Origin of the sequence: Paenibacillus sp. DS2015, from assembly GCF_050433705.1 — a bacterium.
GTDB lineage: Bacteria > Bacillota > Bacilli > Paenibacillales > Paenibacillaceae > Paenibacillus_AQ.
This window is the reverse complement of the sequence record NZ_JBNPWS010000011.1, coordinates 126,064-141,443: the sequence shown is the minus strand read 5'-3', so window position 1 is coordinate 141,443 and position 15,380 is coordinate 126,064. Positions and strand designations below refer to the sequence as shown.

Here is a 15,380-nt window from a genome sequence, read left to right as displayed (position 1 = left end):
GAAACGTGTCTTTAACCCGAAAATTAACATCATCTCCAATCTTAATTGTAGATCGTGAAAAGGCATACTGAATACGGCTATTCAGATGCCTTTTAACTATAACCAGATGTTGTTGTTTATTTCATATCAAAGTGGCAATAACGTTCGAAGTGAGTAGATGGTATTTGATAGTTTTCAATGAACTATTTAATCGCTCATCATCTGGATCAGGACAGTAGGAACTGTCCTAACTTCGCTAGAGCCTTCAGTTGAGCCCAGCAGACGATGGCTGCGAATATAATAACGAGAGTAAAGAAAAGAAGCACAGCGGCTCTCATGACTTGCTTCCTTCTTCCATCTGGTTTTTTTGGATTTCTGCCTGAGTCGATTGTCGACTTAAAGAGAGCCCGTATTCCTACCAAACTACCGACGAACATGATGCCAAAAAGCAGAAAGATAGCCATTCGTTCAACGGCGAAAAGGATCAGGTCTGTGTTTTCCAGACCAGGGATTAGATTCATAATAGGGTAGATGGCAACAAAGAAAAGAGAAATGAGAAACAATACCTGTCCCCACTTCATTATCCTGTCGAACCATCTCGATAATAGTCCGGGTGGGTTCTTTTTCAGTTCACGACGTACTCGGCGCTCGGCGTCTCTCCGTTCAATCATCGCTCGTTTAGACTTCATGTATTTCCATATCTCCTTTAGTTTCCGTATGCCAAGGATTTCTATTTTGAGATAAAACACCTGCCTTTTCAAGCGTACTCAGCCCTTATTCCTCCTCTGGAACAATCACCTGGAATCGTCGAGGTGAAATGCTGAGCTCGATGGGTAAAGGCGGTCCCTCTTCGCCATCTACATTAGTCCTAACAGGTTCTTCTGAGCTTACACTTACATTTTGTGCAGTAAAGTAAACAACATCTTTATGATCCTTCAGTTTGCCAAGTAGCAATGAGATACTGACCGTTAGGGTATTGAATATATTGAGATCTTTGATAATAAAGCAGTGAAGCAGACCATCGTCAACAGCGGCATCAGGGGCAAGTTTTTCAAATCCACCTACGGAGTTCGTTAATGCGGCCAGAAAAAGTGGAGATTCCCCTACCCATGTCTTTTCATCATGGCGAATGACAAGATGTTGGGAAGGATTGCCCATAAGTTCTTTAATGCCTTCTTTTAAGTAGGCAAAAGCGCCAAGCTTAGATTTATCGTCTGACGATACGGAAGACAGCGATTCAGCGAGTGAACCTACAGCGACGACATTGGAGAACAGTAAGTGATTCACTCGGCCTATATCTACTGTTTTTACTCTGGATGAAATGAGTGTTCGGATCGCCTGTTCGGGATACAGTGGAATTTGTAATGCCCGGGCAAAATCGTTGACCGTCCCAAGAGGGACCACACCAAGTTTCGGGCAGTGGTCCTGATTGATAAGTCCATTAATAGTTTCGTGAAGTGTACCATCTCCGCCAATGGAAACCACCAGATCATAACATTCTTCGCATGCAGTGACACAATAATGGGTTGCATCCAATTCTTTTGCCGTCTCATTGACTGTCACGTTGTATCCATGATCCTGCAGAATTTCTTCTACGTTACTGACATGTTCGAGAGCTTCTTCTTTACCGGAAGAGGGGTTAATAATGATCATGGCTCGCTTCATATACATATTCCTCTCTATAATGAATTAGCGAGATACAGCTCGCTACTTTTAATTTGTAAACGGACTCCAACTCGGGTTTCACTTAATCAGGCACTCACCCATTTGGGGTATGGCGTGGTGTTATTTACTATTAACCAAAAAGACGGCTGGTGTTATCTTATTTTAAGATAAATGGACAGGTGCAGTCATTAAACTGACCTACGACCGGGATATGCTCGAATGGAAGTTGCTAATAATATCATTTGAGCGCAAAAAAGCTTGCAGTCCGTTAGTTGGACCGCAAGCATTCCTAAGCATTCTATGACTTATTGAAACTCTTACCTCGTAGTAAACATCATTTGAGTTGCCGAAGCGATAAGATGGAGGATCTCAATGAGATAGGGAGACTCCCTTTCTTCCTTAAGTGCTTTTAAGTTGCTTTAATGTTACTTTGAATACAAACTGGCTACCATCTGTGTTCGAATTCTTGAGCCACACCTCTCCACCCATCAGCTCGGCAAGCTGTTTGCAGATGGATAACCCTAACCCTGTACCTTTATATTTACCGGTAGTTTCAGCATCGTGAACTTGGGAGAAGGAACGGAACAATCGATCCTTGCGGTCCGCGGGTATGCCAACACCCGTATCCCTTACTTCAAACGTTACTTCGACCGTATCTCGTTGAGTGGTGACCATACCGACAGCAATACTGATTTCTCCACGCTCGGTAAATTTAAGTGAATTACTGATCAGATTGGTCAAAATCTGGCGTATTTTATGGCTGTCGCCGATCAAAATAGGATCATTAACCGAATCAAACTCGGCAAACAACCGCAAACCCTTCCTCAAGGATTCTGCAGAGAATAATTGCAGAACATGGCTCAAGTCTTCACGGATATTAAACGGACTACTTTCCAACTCTAGTTTTCCTGCCTTGATTTTTGAATATTCCAGTATGGTGTCCATCATCGAAATAAGGCTACTACTGCTCTTTTCGACTACATTCACATATTCAGTCTGTTCTGGCGTTAAACCGGATGAATGCAGTAGGCTTGCCATGCCGAGCACCCCATTCATCGGAGTACGGATTTCATGGCTTAGCACTGCCAATAGATTGGATTTCTCCTCCAACATGTTGGCAGTTGTTTCTTCGGCTGTCCTCAGCTGTTGAACGGTTACTTCCAGTTCTAAAAGTGTACTAAAGAACGTCGATAAAGAAAGTAACAACTCCACATCTTTCTCTTGATATTGATAATATTCATGGTCAAAGGCGCATAGAGATCCGTATACTTCTCCATCTTCTTTGATAATGGGGACGCCAAGAAAGGAACATCCACCTACAAATGGCGTTGCATCCATACTTTTAGTCAATGGATGGGTAAGGTTGTTATCTATAATCAACGGCCCCTGCGCATGTTCCGTGACAAGAGCACAATAAGATTCCTTGTTATCAATAACAAGTCCTTCTCCGATTATAACCTTGCTACGGTTATGTACCTTCAAGACTTTAGTGGAGACACTGTCCAAGTTAGCTATACAAAAAGTATTCGCTGGCATCATTTTGCTAGCCGTTTCCATGACTGTAGCAGCCGATACATACAGTTTATTGGAAATGATCGACAATACATCTACGAAATCGGTTTTTAAGATATGTTCGTCCCCCATCTAGATCTAATCTTTTAATTATAACATGTAAGTGCTTATAAATGCCTCAATTACCGTCTTATCGCGGGTTATATAAATTTAAATTTGAATATTAAATATTGTTCGTTAGGACTGAAAAGTTTCACATAGTGAAACAAAATAGGCGAATTTTGATGTAATAATGGAGTTACTATAAGCTTTAATTGAAACCGAGGTGATTATGATTTCCGGATATGAAGTTTCCAGTTTAAGAAAGGGGCTTCAAATATTAGATCTTTTAAGTGAAAAGCGTTGTTTGAAACTGACTGAAATTTCCGAACAGCTTGAACTTAACAAAACAACAGTTTTTCGCCTTTTGCACACGTTGGAAGAGATGAATTACATCATAAAGGTTGATAAGTATTATGAACTTCACCCGGAAAAGTTATCATCAGAATCCGCCAATAGCCATACGATTGAATGGTCTACATTACGTAGCCTCTATCATTTGGGGATGGAAGTGGAGAAGAACATTTATATCGGTACGCTTGATGGAACAAATTTAAGAGTTCACCAAGTATATAATTCCAACACGCAAGAAATGATTGATCAAAAGGTCGGTAGCCTCACACCCGGTCACCAATGTTCTCTAGGTAAGGTGATATTAGCCAATATGGAGTTAGCAAAGCAAATAAATATGTTCTCACATTTATCATTGACGAAAGCGACGGATCAGACTTTTACAGATCCTGTACTATTTCTCCACCACCTCAAGGTCATTAAAGAACAACAGTATGCTGCGGATTATGAGGAATTTCAAGTGGGTGTAAATTGTGTTGCTGCTCCTGTTTTCTATCAAGATACGGTCATTGCGTCGATTTCAATTGCTGATTCTATCGAGAATATGCCCAAAAAGACGATACGCAACTTAGCGCGTAAATTACTTACAGCAAGTAAAAACGTAACCAACGAGCTAAATACTAATGTTAACTATTAAATGAGAGAAGGTTTTTTTACATGGCAAAACAGATACAGCTTGGTAAATCAGATCTATATGTCAATCCAATCGGTTTAGGAACAAACGCGGTTGGCGGTCATAATTTATTTCCAGGTTCAGATGAAGAAGTGGGTAAGCAATTAGTACGTACAGCCATTGAGAACGGTATTAACTTACTTGATACTGCTTTTATGTATGGCCCAGGTCGTTCAGAGGAACTTATAGGTGAAGTCGTGAAAGAAGGCGGCAAACGCTCTGATGTTGTTATCGCGACGAAGGTTGGTCCTAAATTTGTTGACGGCAAAATGTTGATGGATAACTCTCCTGCCTTTTTGCAGGAAGAAGTTGAGAAAAGCTTGCAACGTCTGCAAACGGATTATATTGATTTGCTCTATATCCATTATCCTGACCAAGATACACCGAAGGATGAAGCAATCGGTGCCTTGAAGCAATTAAAAGATGAAGGGAAGATTCGCGCGATCGGTATTTCGAACTTCTCACCCGACCAACTTAAAGAGGCAAATAAAGACGGCTATGTAGATGTATTCCAAGGGGAATACAATCTGCTAAATCGCAAAGCTGAGCAAGCGTACTTCCCATACATGATTGAAAATAAAATTTCCTTTATTCCATATTTCCCTCTGGCTTCAGGTTTATTAGCCGGAAAATATACAAAGGATGCAACGTTCAAAGATTTCCGGGCAAGCTTGCCTTACTTCCAAGGCGAAGCATTCGCGCAAAACCTTGATAAAGTAGAACGTATTCGTCTAATAGCAGACGCTAAAGGTGTCGAAGTGGCTCATGTCGTACTTGCGTGGTACTTAACAAGGGAAGCGATTGATGTCATCATTCCAGGTGCCAAACGAGCAGAGCAAGTATTAAATAATTTAAAAACGTTAAATGTTCAGCTAACGAACGAAGAAATTCAAGCAATCGATTCCATTTTTCATGTTTAATCGATAAGGCACTCAATCCATCTCTGAGATTTCATCAATTAACAAATTAGCGTTTCAATGGAAGAAGTCACTTGAAACTATGAGCTATATCATTAACTTGTATTCTTAACTTTAGTATTTTATTTTATGTAGACTGATCGTTATAATAAGTGCAAAGTAAACGCTTTTTCAGCCACTGTACTTAAACTGTAAATTAAGCCACCAAAACCAATCGTCGAAAGTAAGATCGATACTACATCGGTATATGTTCCATTCCTTATAGGGTTAATTGCACTTGTTCTATTTGTTACTCGACAGCTAAATATGAAACAGCCAATGATTAATTTACGGGTTTTTAAATATCCGATGTTTACACTAGGAACAATTTTACTATTTATTGGGATGTTGCTGATTTTATCAACAGCCATATTATTGCCACTTTATTTAAAAGGTGCTTTATTGTTAAGTGCTGCGGTAGCAGGTCTTACTCTACTACCAGGAAGTCTATTAAATGCCTTACTATCACCGATTGTCGGTAAGTTATTCGATCAATATGGCGCGAAAAAGTTTCTACCGATCGGCTTTTTATTTACACTGATCTCTAGTGTAATATTTGTCCTGACCATCTCTGCGGAAACACCAGTTTGGCAAATCATTGTGGGGTACATGGTTTTGTTTGCGGGGATCTCAATGATTATTATGCCAGCACAAACAAATGGCCTAAATCAGTTTCCGGACTCTTCATCAGCTGAATTGCTAGCAGCGGGTGTAAAGTATACGTTCTTCTTTGTTACAGGCCTCTCATGCGTTGGATTACTGGTATCTTTGTTCATCAAACCTAAACGTATATAAAGTTGAGATTGGAACTATTTTCTTAAGGAAATGAATAATACTGATTAGCGTATTTATCGTACCCTAAATTACTTTCTATTCTATAAATAAGCATAAATTGAAGCGTCAAAGAACATGAAGATGTTCTTTGGCGCTTCTTAATGGGTAAAACCGTCGAGTTCGACATCGAATAGACCTTCGATTGATAATGTTGCACCGTGTACCATCAATATCGTCCGTTCTGCGGAAAAGCATCAATGGAAGACAAGTGTTTATCTCTTTTGAAGCTGAATCAGTGACTCTGCTTTGATATGGATGGAGGATATATGTGCTTGACTGGCTTCAACTAATTGGATACCTTGTCCAACGTTCATACCATTTATAGGAGCCATCCAAGGCTCAATGCATACGAAGGGTTTTCCTTGCAATGCCCAAAGCACCATATACTGATATACATCTTCTGAAGTGATTGTCACTTTCAGTTGTCTTGCATGATCAATCATCTCACAATGATTCGATTGTAGTTGCTCATAAATGACAGTAGATTCAGGTTGATTAAAGTTAAGTTTATCTTGCACGATACTATTGGGTACCAATTCTTTGGAATTAGATGAGGGAACATTTATTTCGAGACTGTCCTTATCTTCCACATAGAAATAAGGGTGGTAACCTAAATAGAAGGGCATCACTTTATTATCATTATTATGAATAGTAGCTTGTATACTTAATCCACTCTTGGTAAGTGTATATTGCATAATCAGTTTGAAGTGGAAAGGGTATCTTTCATATGTTTCTTCATTATCTACCATCTCAAGCGTGATTGAAGCACTGTGCTCATCAGCAAAAGTATGGATGACCTTACCTGCCAGATTACGTGCAAAGCCATGCTGCTTTAATTGATAAGCAGTATCGTTGTAATAGTAAGTCTCATCAACTAAGTAGCTACTAATAGGGAACAAAATAGGATTGCCACCGCGTATATTTTTCGAAGGATCCTCTAATGTTTCTTGTTCAAGATAAAAAATGGGTTCATTATTGTACATATATTTACTAATGATACCGCCCCGTTCGGGAACTATTTCGATACAAATGTTACGATCCTCATGGGTTAGAACATAGGTCTCAAATCGGTCTTGCTTAGTGTAACAAGTAAACATAATCTTCCTCCTCAACGGTAGTTATAAGTAAGAGTGGTACCGTCCTAATCGTGCTGTAAAACAATAAATAATATTATACATCATGTAATGATTTTGATGTGATAGAAGCAATTGCGTATTGTGTATCAAAACATACGATGACTGGATCCTATTTAGTTGGATTTATTGGTAAACCCTCTACGGAAATGATAAAGTAATTGTTAACTGAATTCACCTATTAACGGGGAGGTATTAACAATGAGAGATGAACTTATCGCGCAACTGAATGCCTGGCATGAAGAAGATGAGTACGAACAAATAGTAGCTCGAATTAAAGAAGTCCCTACAATACTGATTGATGATGAATTAGCCATTCATTTGGGGAGAGCACTGAATAATTTGGAACGTTACCAAGAAGCGTTAAAGTGGTTTACTAAGATTGCTGAAGAGGGGAAGAATGACCCGCTTTGGCATTTCCGTGTGGGGTATGCCTATTATTATCTGGACCAGCTTGAGGATGCTATAAGAGAATTTGAGATTGCGCATGAAATGGATCCAGAGGATGAAGATACGGTGACATTTTTGGAATGGAGCCGGAGTGAGGCGGCTACGGTCTCTTCAGACGAGCCCGAGCTTTAAAGAGCGTCGACTGTGATAACACTGAATTCTGGGCACTCCATAGGTGGCCGATGGCGGTCCGTGGAATGAGAGTCAGTAGTAAGTACCTATGTTCTTTTTCCTAACCATAGTAATAGAGCGAAAAGGTAGCCCGTTCTCTGAAGAGGAATGAGCTACCTTTTTATTGTGACCTCGCTCACGAAAGGTGCACGTAGAACGTGGTAGATTTACCGACTACGCTTTTGACGTAAATCTTCCCTTTATGCTGCTCAACAATGGATTTGGCAATCGCTAGACCCAGGCCGTAGCCCCCTTGTTTGCGCGCTCTAGAAGCATCAGTACGGTAGAATCAATCAAAGATCCTTGTCAGATGTTCCCAGTTTGGTTATGTTTTTTTGTGATTATATGGGATAAAACAACATTTTGTAGTATGGCAAAAATGATGACAACACTCACTATTTTATACGTGAATTCTTAATTATACTTGTCTAAACTGCTCTCGAGAGTTGCGTTGTGGATGGAGAGAAATGGCGCATAAGATTCAGTGGTTTATACAAATACAATTGAGGTGAAGCAGATGTTGGGAATTGGAATTATCGTCGTCGTTGTGATTATAGGATTATACATCATGATGTCCTATAATCGATTGGTTAGTATGCGTACTGGAATAACGGATCAACAATCACCTACGGAGAAATTTAATAGATATGCGGAGATTGAAAATACGCTGTATAGGATAAATGTCCAAGCTGAAGATTACCCGGAGTTGGAAGCCTTGCTTGAGATAGAGGAATCGAAAAAAGCAGATGTTAATCTAAAGAAGATTCTAAGGGGTAATTGTGTAAGAAAGAAAACAGAGGAGCAATAAGTATTGATCTGATAGGCTAACCATCCTATACTATTATAAGTTAACATATAAGGAACCCCTATATGTTTTTTGTGAGTTTAAGGGAAATTAAAACGAATGGAGGACATGAAATCATGTCTAATTCACCAAATTGTCCACAATGTAATTCAGAATATACATACGAGGATGGAAATCTTTTGGTTTGCCCAGAGTGTGCACATGAATGGACTTTAGAATCAGAAACCGACAATGGTGATGATAGAAAAATTGTCAAAGACGCTAATGGAAATGTTTTAAACGATGGTGACTCTGTAACCGTAATCAAAGACCTTAAAGTAAAAGGAAGTTCATCCGTACTGAAAATAGGTACAAAAGTAAAAAGTATACGTTTGGTTGATGGAGATCATGATATTGATTGCAAAATCGATGGATTTGGAGCTATGAAATTAAAATCAGAATTTGTTAAAAAGATATAGGCGGATCTAAAACAACATGATAATGAAAAAACTCGTCCAGTGCATTCTCAGCATCGTACGAGTTTTTTCTCTTGTGCTCATGGCTTCTTATAGTTCCACTTGAGTTTCTATGCCTGTTTGAATAGATTTCTTCGTATACAGTAGCTGCTACTGCCATATCGAAATAGGCAATTCCGATCATCCGTCTAGGAGCTAGTTTCTTCTAGTAAGTAACCTCAAGTTGGTGTTCAATGGCTTCGCTTGCTGCGGGCAAGACGATACCCTTTTTCCATATTAAGATAGGGTCGTCGGGTGTTCCTAAATATAGGGCTTGTATTTCTATGCTATCACCATGATTTATCTGATAGGCGTTATTCTCCCCAATATCAAAGGTATAGTACGTATTAGAAAGTCCCATATCCGCAAACTTCTTAGATTTAATTACAGGACGGACAGGTGATACATAGAAATTTCCGTCACGATCGAGCTTATGATTTGCTTGATTTACATTGTATCCGTCGGTCATTCTAACATGATAAACTATTCTTCCATCCTTCAGTTGGCTGACATCTGTTATCTCTACCACATCTGTGGGTACGTTAATAATGTTCCAACGAAATAAACCAATATAACCTAAGACTAGTAGACCGCAAATCGTGGTAGCGATGATTAATCCTTTGGTAAAGGCAATGAATTTGGAACGATTCCAAAGCGTTGCAACGCTTCGAAGATCTGAACCCTCGTTTTTATTATTCTTAATGGTTTCCAATGGTAATGTCATGCTTATGTTCATTTGGTCCAGTAGTTCTCGACAGCCAGCACATTCTGGTAGATGTTGATCTACCATTTCTTTACTGTCTGTACTGCACACATTGTCATAGTATAATGGCAGCATATCTTTGATAATATCGCATGATATTTTGGTCATTGTTCTTCCTCCATTAACAGGCCTTGTATTTTTTGCCTTGCTCGATGAAATGTGACTCTCGCCCAGCTTTCTGTTCTACCTAGAATTTGGCTTATATGGTCAAAAGATAACTCCCCAAATACCCTCAGTGTAAACACTTCCTTATAAGGCTCCTGCAATCCGTGTAATATTTTGTGGATGCGGATAGCCTCTGCCTTATCGACTATATTTTTCTCAATATTATATTCACTAGCTTTGTCGTAACGATGATCGGATTCAAATCGTTTTTGTTTATCAACATAAGTAAAGTACGTATTTTTAGCAATTTGGCACAGCCAGACACTTATTTTGCAGGTGCCTTGAAACGAATCTATATTTTTTAGTGCTTTAAAAAATGTTTCTTGTGTTATCTCTTCTGCAATATGTTTATTCCTGCTTAATGCCAACACAAATAGGTATACGTCTTGAAAATGCTGATCATAGATATTCTGCAAATCAGCCACATGTTCACCTCCTTATATATATAAGACTTGGTAATGGATTGTTCGTTACAAAATGAATAAAAATAGTGCAGGTATAAAATACATCAAATGGTTGAGAGTTTTTTTCTGTCCACAAATGTTAATCATAGGGTAAGTAAAACGTTGCGCTTGATCTATCACGATAAAGGGTACCATAATGTGCTTTACATTATGAACGTTAAGATATATTATATTAATATAGTTACTAACTTTATTTAAGCTAATATCAAACCATTATGAAGGGTGTGTTACATATGGAGAAATTTCATCAAGAACCTAATATATATGTCGGAGAGGTCAATATTAAGGTCGAAGAGTTAGATCGCGCAGTAACTTTTTATGAAAATATTATGGGTTTAGGGGTATTGGAGAGAACCGTGGATCGGGTGGTTTTAACAGCCAATGGGACGACAGCCTTAGTTACGCTTGAGCAACCTGCGGATGTCATACCGCTTACTGGACGTCACTCAGGGTTGTTTCATTTTGCACTATTAGTGCCAACTCGCGGGGAACTCGCTGTATTTCTACGACATTTGATTCAGACAAATTATCCATTCGGGGCTGGAGATCATAATGTGAGCGAAGCTTTATATATTACAGACCCGGATGGGAATGGGATCGAGGTATATTGGGATCGACCTTCTTCAGAGTGGAAATGGGACAATGGTCTAGTGGAGATGGCGACGCTTCAGATCGATGCCAAAGGGATTCTCGCAGAAAGTGATGCACCGTGGAATGGTCTGCCCACGAGCACAATCATGGGGCATATCCACCTTCATGTTGGGGATTTAAAGAAGGCGGAGCAATTTTATAATGATGTACTTGGATTTAAAACGGTTTCGTACTACCCTCAAGCTGCCTTCATGTCCACCGGAGAGTATCACCATCACATTGCCATTAATACTTGGCAGGGGGTTGGGGCACCGACTCCACCGAAGAATAGGGTTGGATTGAATAACTATACCCTCGTATATCCTAATGAAGCATTAAGACAGAGTGCGATTACTCAACTGGAGCAATCCGGTGTGCCGCTCATCCAAGAGCTGAATGGGTATTTAACAAGCGATCCCGCAGGAAATCGGATACGATTGGTTGTATGAAAATGGAATATCATGATTTAAGTCATTAATCTTTCTTCAATGGTGTTTGAGTATAATCCCTAGTGGGTAAAGGTAAATATTACCTACATACATTATGTTCAGAAGAAAGAGGAGAGAATGACTATGAATAGCAAAAGATTTAAGTTGATGGTACTCACAGCCGTCTTAGCAACAGGAGTTCTAGCTGGTTGTGCCGAAAAAGAAGCGGAAATATCTAATACAACCGTCGGTTCGAATTCTAAGCCAACAACAGAAACAATGAAAGATAGCCCAGAAGCAGAGCCAGAAGTTAAAGGAACTCTAATTAAGAGTGCTAATGAAGATATCCAACTGACGATCCCGACGGATTGGATTGAAGACGAGCAATTGAATGATTCCGCTATTATTTCCGCTTCTAAACAATCACAAGATAAATATGTCATGGTTATTGCCAACCAGAAAAGTGACTTCTCTGATGAAACTTCTTTGGATGATTTCGTAAATATATTTAAAGAAAATACAAAAATTAGTGTGGACCAGATGAAAGTGGTGAACACGGATGATATGGTGAGCACGGAAGATATAGAAGTAGATGGTGTTTCAGCAAAATTGGTTGAATTTACGGGTGAGGTTCAAAAGATTAAGGCTCATTACTTGACGGCAATGATTGAAAAGGGGAATCGTTTCTACCAGATTATTAGTTGGTCATCAGAGAAAGGATTTTCTAATAGTAAGGACGAATTCTTGGAGATTATTAAGTCGTTCAAGGTCCTGAAGGAGGAAGACAGCGTAAGCTTATCGCCTGTTACCAATCAGGATCAAGGCGAAACTGCAGAATTCACAAGCGAGGATGGCATGATGACTATCAGCCTTCCCGCAAATTGGAATAAACAATCCAATCTGATGGAGGATGCGGACATTCAGGCTAGTAAAATAGATTCGGAGGACTATCTAGGCATCATATCCGAAGATAAAGAATTGTTTGCTGATGATACAACATTGGAAGAGTATCATAAATTGATAGTGGAAAGTCAAACAAATAGTGGTGTATTAGAAAACTTAAAGATTCATGATCCCGTCAAGACGCAAGTAGACGGAAGAGATGCTCTCCAATTCGAGGTTACCGGTGAAATCACTAAGGTCAAGGTTGCCTATTTGTTTACACTTGTTGATCATCCCCATCATTTTACGCAGGTTATTTTCTGGACCATTGATCAGTACTTTAACGATAGGAAACCATTGTATCAAGATATGACCCAGACACTTACTGTTAAGGAGAATTAGCCAGCGACGCGGGGAATGTTGACGCCCCTTTTCTCATGAACGTGGGTTCTCTCTGCAATCCCATTAGACAAAAATGAAGGGCCTTGTTGATGCCCTTCATTTTTATTTTACATTTATTTTATCCTATTTCGGTAAACAGCAGGAGTTACAATTTCGAATTTTTTAAAGGTCTTGATGAAGTATCCAGCATCACAGAATCCTAATTCATCACTTATTTGATTAATGGATTGATCTGTTGTCTCCAACAGCTGCTTGGCCCACTCCATTTTTAAGCGTGGCACAAAGACGGAGAAGTTTTCTCCGGTTTCTTTTATAAATATGCGGCTGAAATAACTTGGGCTAATATGGCATTGTTTCGCCATGTCACTTAATGTTATGTTTTTATTTTTATGATGATAGATATAATCAAAGGCCGGTTGAAGCAATGGATTCGTAGAACGGATTTCATTGGATGTTAACTTTTTTATTTTGTTGTCAATTAGCGTACTGGAAAGCTCGTTTTGAATCGCCTGTATATTTCGATAATTACGATCAGAAGAACTCATGGAATCTAAAGAGGGGTTATCGGTATCCATAGAGAGAGCTTTCTTGTACATATCTATTGTTGAATTCTTATGGATAGCTTCTTCTACGATGTAGTTGCATAGGTGAAATAACATATCGGCGATGGTTGAGACTTCTTCGTATGACAAGATGGGTAAGGCCAGATAATCTTCTTCTAAAGCTTTGAACTTACGATCTGTTTCGGGATTCGCGGGTCGAGATACAATTTGTTCAAGGGGTGTATCTGTGTCGCGCAGCTTAATTTGTCCAGCCATAATGGCACCAATATATTGATTGTCGATAATGATCGGAATGGCAATATCCATAATATTAAAATGGCACATGTAGATATAGGGTTTATTCAGCCGGACGGCTTCCAATCCTCCTCTTGCATCACAGGTCTGACAATACGGAGATAGGATGGAATCTTTGCGTACTCCCTGACAAAAGGGCTGGCAGTAACTATGTTTGGTAACAGGAACACCTTTGTAGTCTACTGTAATAATCGCCATTTTGGTGACTAGCGCAAGGGAGTCTTGTAACTTATGCCATTTCTCTAAATCAATAATTTTATCTAGATTAAACATGGAATGGTTCATGGGTGTACGCTCCCTATACATGAATAGAAATATAGAAATGGGAATAGAATAATATAATGACGGGTTGAGCTTTTCATCATAATTATACTATATTAAGCGGTTGAGAGGACAAGATTATACTATTTACTAGACCCATGACATAAAAACACAATCTGAAAGCGCTTAAAATTGCGGTTATAGTTCAATGATTACTAACCACGGCCAGACTATAATAGAAACATAGAAAGTAAAGGGAGGAATTATTGATGAGAAAAGCCTTTATTAGCCCAACGAAATATGTTCAGGGGGAAGATGAACTTTTAAATTTAGGGTATTTTGTGAAAACATTCGGTGATTCAGCGTTACTCATTGCACATCCAGATGATGTGAAACGGGTAAAAGGCAAATTGGAATCTACTATAAATAAATTTAATATCACACTGGTCGAAAGTAATTTCCAAGGGGAATGCACACGCGAAGAAGTTAAACGATTGCAAGAATTGGCTAAAGAACATGCCTGTTCTTGTACGATTGGATTAGGTGGAGGAAAGGCCATTGATACGGCTAAATGTGTAGCAGAAGGGGAAGCATTAATTATAGTCCCTACGATTGCAGCTACCGACGCACCTACAAGTCATTCGGCGGTTATGTATTCCGCAGAAGGGGAATTCGATGACTATGCCTATTTTAAACAAAGCCCGAGTGTGGTTATGATTGATACGACTGTCATTGCGAACGCCCCTACTAGATTCCTTGTTTCGGGTATGGGGGATGCGCTCTCGACTTATTTTGAAGCTAGAGCAACTTCTCGATCTTACTCTAACGTTAATGCAGGATTACCATGTGGTGTTCGTGAAGGCGTGTGTGGTCCGGCTAAAGGAACCAATACAGCCCTAGTACTGGCTAAGTTTTGTTATGAAACATTATTGAAAGATGGTATTCAGGCAAAAGTAGCTTCGGATTGCAACATGGTCACTCCTGCACTTGAGAACATTATAGAAGCCAACATCCTCTTATCCGGGCTTGGTTTCGAAAGTGGGGGGTTAGCTGCTGCTCATGCTATTCATAATGGCTTAACTTCACTAGAGGGGACTCATCACTATTATCATGGGGAGAAAGTAGCTTTCAGTACAATCGCTCAATTGGTGCTTGAGAATGCAGATCAAGATGAGATAAATGAAGTACTGGCATTTTGTGTAGCGGTCGGTCTTCCAATCTGCCTCGCAGACATTGGCGTGGATAGCGTAACTTATGATGAAGCGCTGAAGGTAGCCCAAATCGCCTGTATTCCAGCAGAATCTATTCATTCCATGCCATTTCCAATCACGGAAGAAGCGGTGGCAGCAGCCATTATGGTAGCCGATCAACTGGGTCGACAATATAAAATAGTTAAGGATGAATAA

16 protein-coding genes and 1 pseudogene are annotated in these 15,380 nt (G+C 39.5%); 9 read left to right on the top strand and 8 right to left on the bottom strand.

Annotated features, from left to right (window positions below; all coding sequences use genetic code 11):
- Positions 1-206 precede the first annotated feature (206 nt).
- The 3 genes from J2T13_RS12095 to J2T13_RS12085 form a co-directional block, all read right to left on the bottom strand.
- The gene (locus J2T13_RS12095; RefSeq protein WP_429371534.1) at positions 207-668 is read right to left on the bottom strand and encodes a hypothetical protein; all 462 of its coding nucleotides are present in this window, start codon (positions 666-668) and stop codon (positions 207-209) included.
- A gap of 85 nt (positions 669-753) precedes the next feature.
- Positions 754-1,644, bottom strand: a complete 891-nt coding sequence (locus J2T13_RS12090) for a diacylglycerol/lipid kinase family protein (RefSeq protein WP_429371532.1) — start codon at positions 1,642-1,644, stop codon at positions 754-756.
- Positions 1,645-2,043: 399 nt separating this feature from the next.
- Positions 2,044-3,288, bottom strand: a complete 1,245-nt coding sequence (locus tag J2T13_RS12085; protein WP_429371530.1) for an ATP-binding protein — start codon at positions 3,286-3,288, stop codon at positions 2,044-2,046.
- A 199-nt stretch (positions 3,289-3,487) separates the two neighbouring features.
- Between J2T13_RS12085 and J2T13_RS12080 the strand changes: the two genes are divergently transcribed.
- The 3 genes from J2T13_RS12080 (at position 3,488) to J2T13_RS12070 (ending at position 6,030) form a co-directional block, all read left to right on the top strand.
- Positions 3,488-4,243, top strand: coding sequence for an IclR family transcriptional regulator (locus tag J2T13_RS12080; RefSeq protein ID WP_429371528.1), 756 nt, complete (start codon positions 3,488-3,490; stop codon positions 4,241-4,243).
- Positions 4,244-4,263: 20 nt separating this feature from the next.
- Positions 4,264-5,199, top strand: a complete 936-nt coding sequence (locus J2T13_RS12075) for an aldo/keto reductase (protein ID WP_429371526.1) — start codon at positions 4,264-4,266, stop codon at positions 5,197-5,199.
- A 192-nt stretch (positions 5,200-5,391) separates the two neighbouring features.
- Positions 5,392-6,030 (top strand): MFS transporter, encoded by a 639-nt coding sequence (locus J2T13_RS12070; RefSeq protein WP_429371561.1) that lies wholly within the window; start codon positions 5,392-5,394, stop codon positions 6,028-6,030.
- A gap of 251 nt (positions 6,031-6,281) precedes the next feature.
- Here J2T13_RS12070 and J2T13_RS12065 read toward each other — a convergent pair whose 3' ends face one another.
- Complete coding sequence (locus J2T13_RS12065; protein ID WP_429371524.1) at positions 6,282-7,166, bottom strand: hypothetical protein; 885 nt, start codon at positions 7,164-7,166, stop codon at positions 6,282-6,284.
- A 237-nt stretch (positions 7,167-7,403) separates the two neighbouring features.
- Here J2T13_RS12065 and J2T13_RS12060 point away from each other — a divergent pair, with 237 nt between their 5' ends.
- Positions 7,404-7,784 (top strand): tetratricopeptide repeat protein, encoded by a 381-nt coding sequence (locus J2T13_RS12060; protein WP_429371522.1) that lies wholly within the window; start codon positions 7,404-7,406, stop codon positions 7,782-7,784.
- A 175-nt stretch (positions 7,785-7,959) separates the two neighbouring features.
- Here J2T13_RS12060 and J2T13_RS12055 read toward each other — a convergent pair.
- A pseudogene (locus J2T13_RS12055) lies at positions 7,960-8,139 on the bottom strand (ATP-binding protein); the annotation flags it as partial.
- 192 nt (positions 8,140-8,331) lie between these two features.
- Here J2T13_RS12055 and J2T13_RS12050 point away from each other — a divergent pair.
- Both J2T13_RS12050 and J2T13_RS12045 read left to right on the top strand, forming a co-directional pair.
- The gene (locus J2T13_RS12050; RefSeq protein WP_429371521.1) at positions 8,332-8,631 is read left to right on the top strand and encodes a hypothetical protein; all 300 of its coding nucleotides are present in this window, start codon (positions 8,332-8,334) and stop codon (positions 8,629-8,631) included.
- A 113-nt stretch (positions 8,632-8,744) separates the two neighbouring features.
- On the top strand, positions 8,745-9,086 hold the full coding sequence (locus J2T13_RS12045) for a zinc ribbon domain-containing protein YjdM (RefSeq protein WP_429371519.1): 342 nt from the start codon (positions 8,745-8,747) through the stop codon (positions 9,084-9,086).
- 202 nt (positions 9,087-9,288) lie between these two features.
- Here the strand turns inward: J2T13_RS12045 and J2T13_RS12040 are convergent, their stop codons facing one another.
- Positions 9,289-9,993 carry a zf-HC2 domain-containing protein gene (locus tag J2T13_RS12040; protein ID WP_429371517.1) on the bottom strand — a complete coding sequence of 235 codons (705 nt, stop codon included), beginning with the start codon at positions 9,991-9,993 and terminating at the stop codon, positions 9,289-9,291.
- A complete protein-coding gene (locus J2T13_RS12035) occupies positions 9,990-10,475 on the bottom strand; it encodes an RNA polymerase sigma factor (protein ID WP_429371515.1) in 486 nt (161 codons plus the stop codon). The genes J2T13_RS12040 and J2T13_RS12035 overlap by 4 nt, the downstream gene beginning before the upstream one ends.
- 272 nt (positions 10,476-10,747) lie before the next feature.
- Between J2T13_RS12035 and J2T13_RS12030 the strand changes: the two genes are divergently transcribed.
- Both J2T13_RS12030 and J2T13_RS12025 read left to right on the top strand, forming a co-directional pair.
- On the top strand, positions 10,748-11,593 hold the full coding sequence (locus J2T13_RS12030) for a VOC family protein (RefSeq protein WP_429371513.1): 846 nt from the start codon (positions 10,748-10,750) through the stop codon (positions 11,591-11,593).
- A gap of 123 nt (positions 11,594-11,716) precedes the next feature.
- Positions 11,717-12,856, top strand: a complete 1,140-nt coding sequence (locus J2T13_RS12025; RefSeq protein WP_429371511.1) for a PsbP-related protein — start codon at positions 11,717-11,719, stop codon at positions 12,854-12,856.
- Between the two features lie 113 nt (positions 12,857-12,969).
- Here the strand turns inward: J2T13_RS12025 and J2T13_RS12020 are convergent, their stop codons facing one another.
- On the bottom strand, positions 12,970-13,998 hold the full coding sequence (locus tag J2T13_RS12020) for a PocR ligand-binding domain-containing protein (protein WP_429371509.1): 1,029 nt from the start codon (positions 13,996-13,998) through the stop codon (positions 12,970-12,972).
- 245 nt (positions 13,999-14,243) lie between these two features.
- On the opposite strand from J2T13_RS12020, the gene J2T13_RS12015 reads away from it, so the two are divergent.
- A complete protein-coding gene (locus tag J2T13_RS12015; RefSeq protein ID WP_429371507.1) occupies positions 14,244-15,380 on the top strand; it encodes a glycerol dehydrogenase in 1,137 nt (378 codons plus the stop codon).

Excerpts from the sequence above, each read along its gene's own strand:
- J2T13_RS12095 (WP_429371534.1), bottom strand. The coding sequence starts at position 668 with ATGAAGTCTAAACGAGCGATGATTGAACGGAGAGACGCCGAGCGCCGA.
- J2T13_RS12090 (WP_429371532.1), bottom strand. The coding sequence starts at position 1,644 with ATGAAGCGAGCCATGATCATTATTAACCCCTCTTCCGGTAAAGAAGAA.
- J2T13_RS12085 (WP_429371530.1), bottom strand. The coding sequence starts at position 3,288 with ATGGGGGACGAACATATCTTAAAAACCGATTTCGTAGATGTATTGTCG.
- J2T13_RS12080 (WP_429371528.1), top strand. The coding sequence starts at position 3,488 with ATGATTTCCGGATATGAAGTTTCCAGTTTAAGAAAGGGGCTTCAAATA.
- J2T13_RS12075 (WP_429371526.1), top strand. The coding sequence starts at position 4,264 with ATGGCAAAACAGATACAGCTTGGTAAATCAGATCTATATGTCAATCCA.
- J2T13_RS12065 (WP_429371524.1), bottom strand. The coding sequence starts at position 7,166 with ATGTTTACTTGTTACACTAAGCAAGACCGATTTGAGACCTATGTTCTA.
- J2T13_RS12060 (WP_429371522.1), top strand. The coding sequence starts at position 7,404 with ATGAGAGATGAACTTATCGCGCAACTGAATGCCTGGCATGAAGAAGAT.
- J2T13_RS12045 (WP_429371519.1), top strand. The coding sequence starts at position 8,745 with ATGTCTAATTCACCAAATTGTCCACAATGTAATTCAGAATATACATAC.
- J2T13_RS12040 (WP_429371517.1), bottom strand. The coding sequence starts at position 9,993 with ATGACCAAAATATCATGCGATATTATCAAAGATATGCTGCCATTATAC.
- J2T13_RS12030 (WP_429371513.1), top strand. The coding sequence starts at position 10,748 with ATGGAGAAATTTCATCAAGAACCTAATATATATGTCGGAGAGGTCAAT.
- J2T13_RS12025 (WP_429371511.1), top strand. The coding sequence starts at position 11,717 with ATGAATAGCAAAAGATTTAAGTTGATGGTACTCACAGCCGTCTTAGCA.
- J2T13_RS12020 (WP_429371509.1), bottom strand. The coding sequence starts at position 13,998 with ATGAACCATTCCATGTTTAATCTAGATAAAATTATTGATTTAGAGAAA.
- J2T13_RS12015 (WP_429371507.1), top strand. The coding sequence starts at position 14,244 with ATGAGAAAAGCCTTTATTAGCCCAACGAAATATGTTCAGGGGGAAGAT.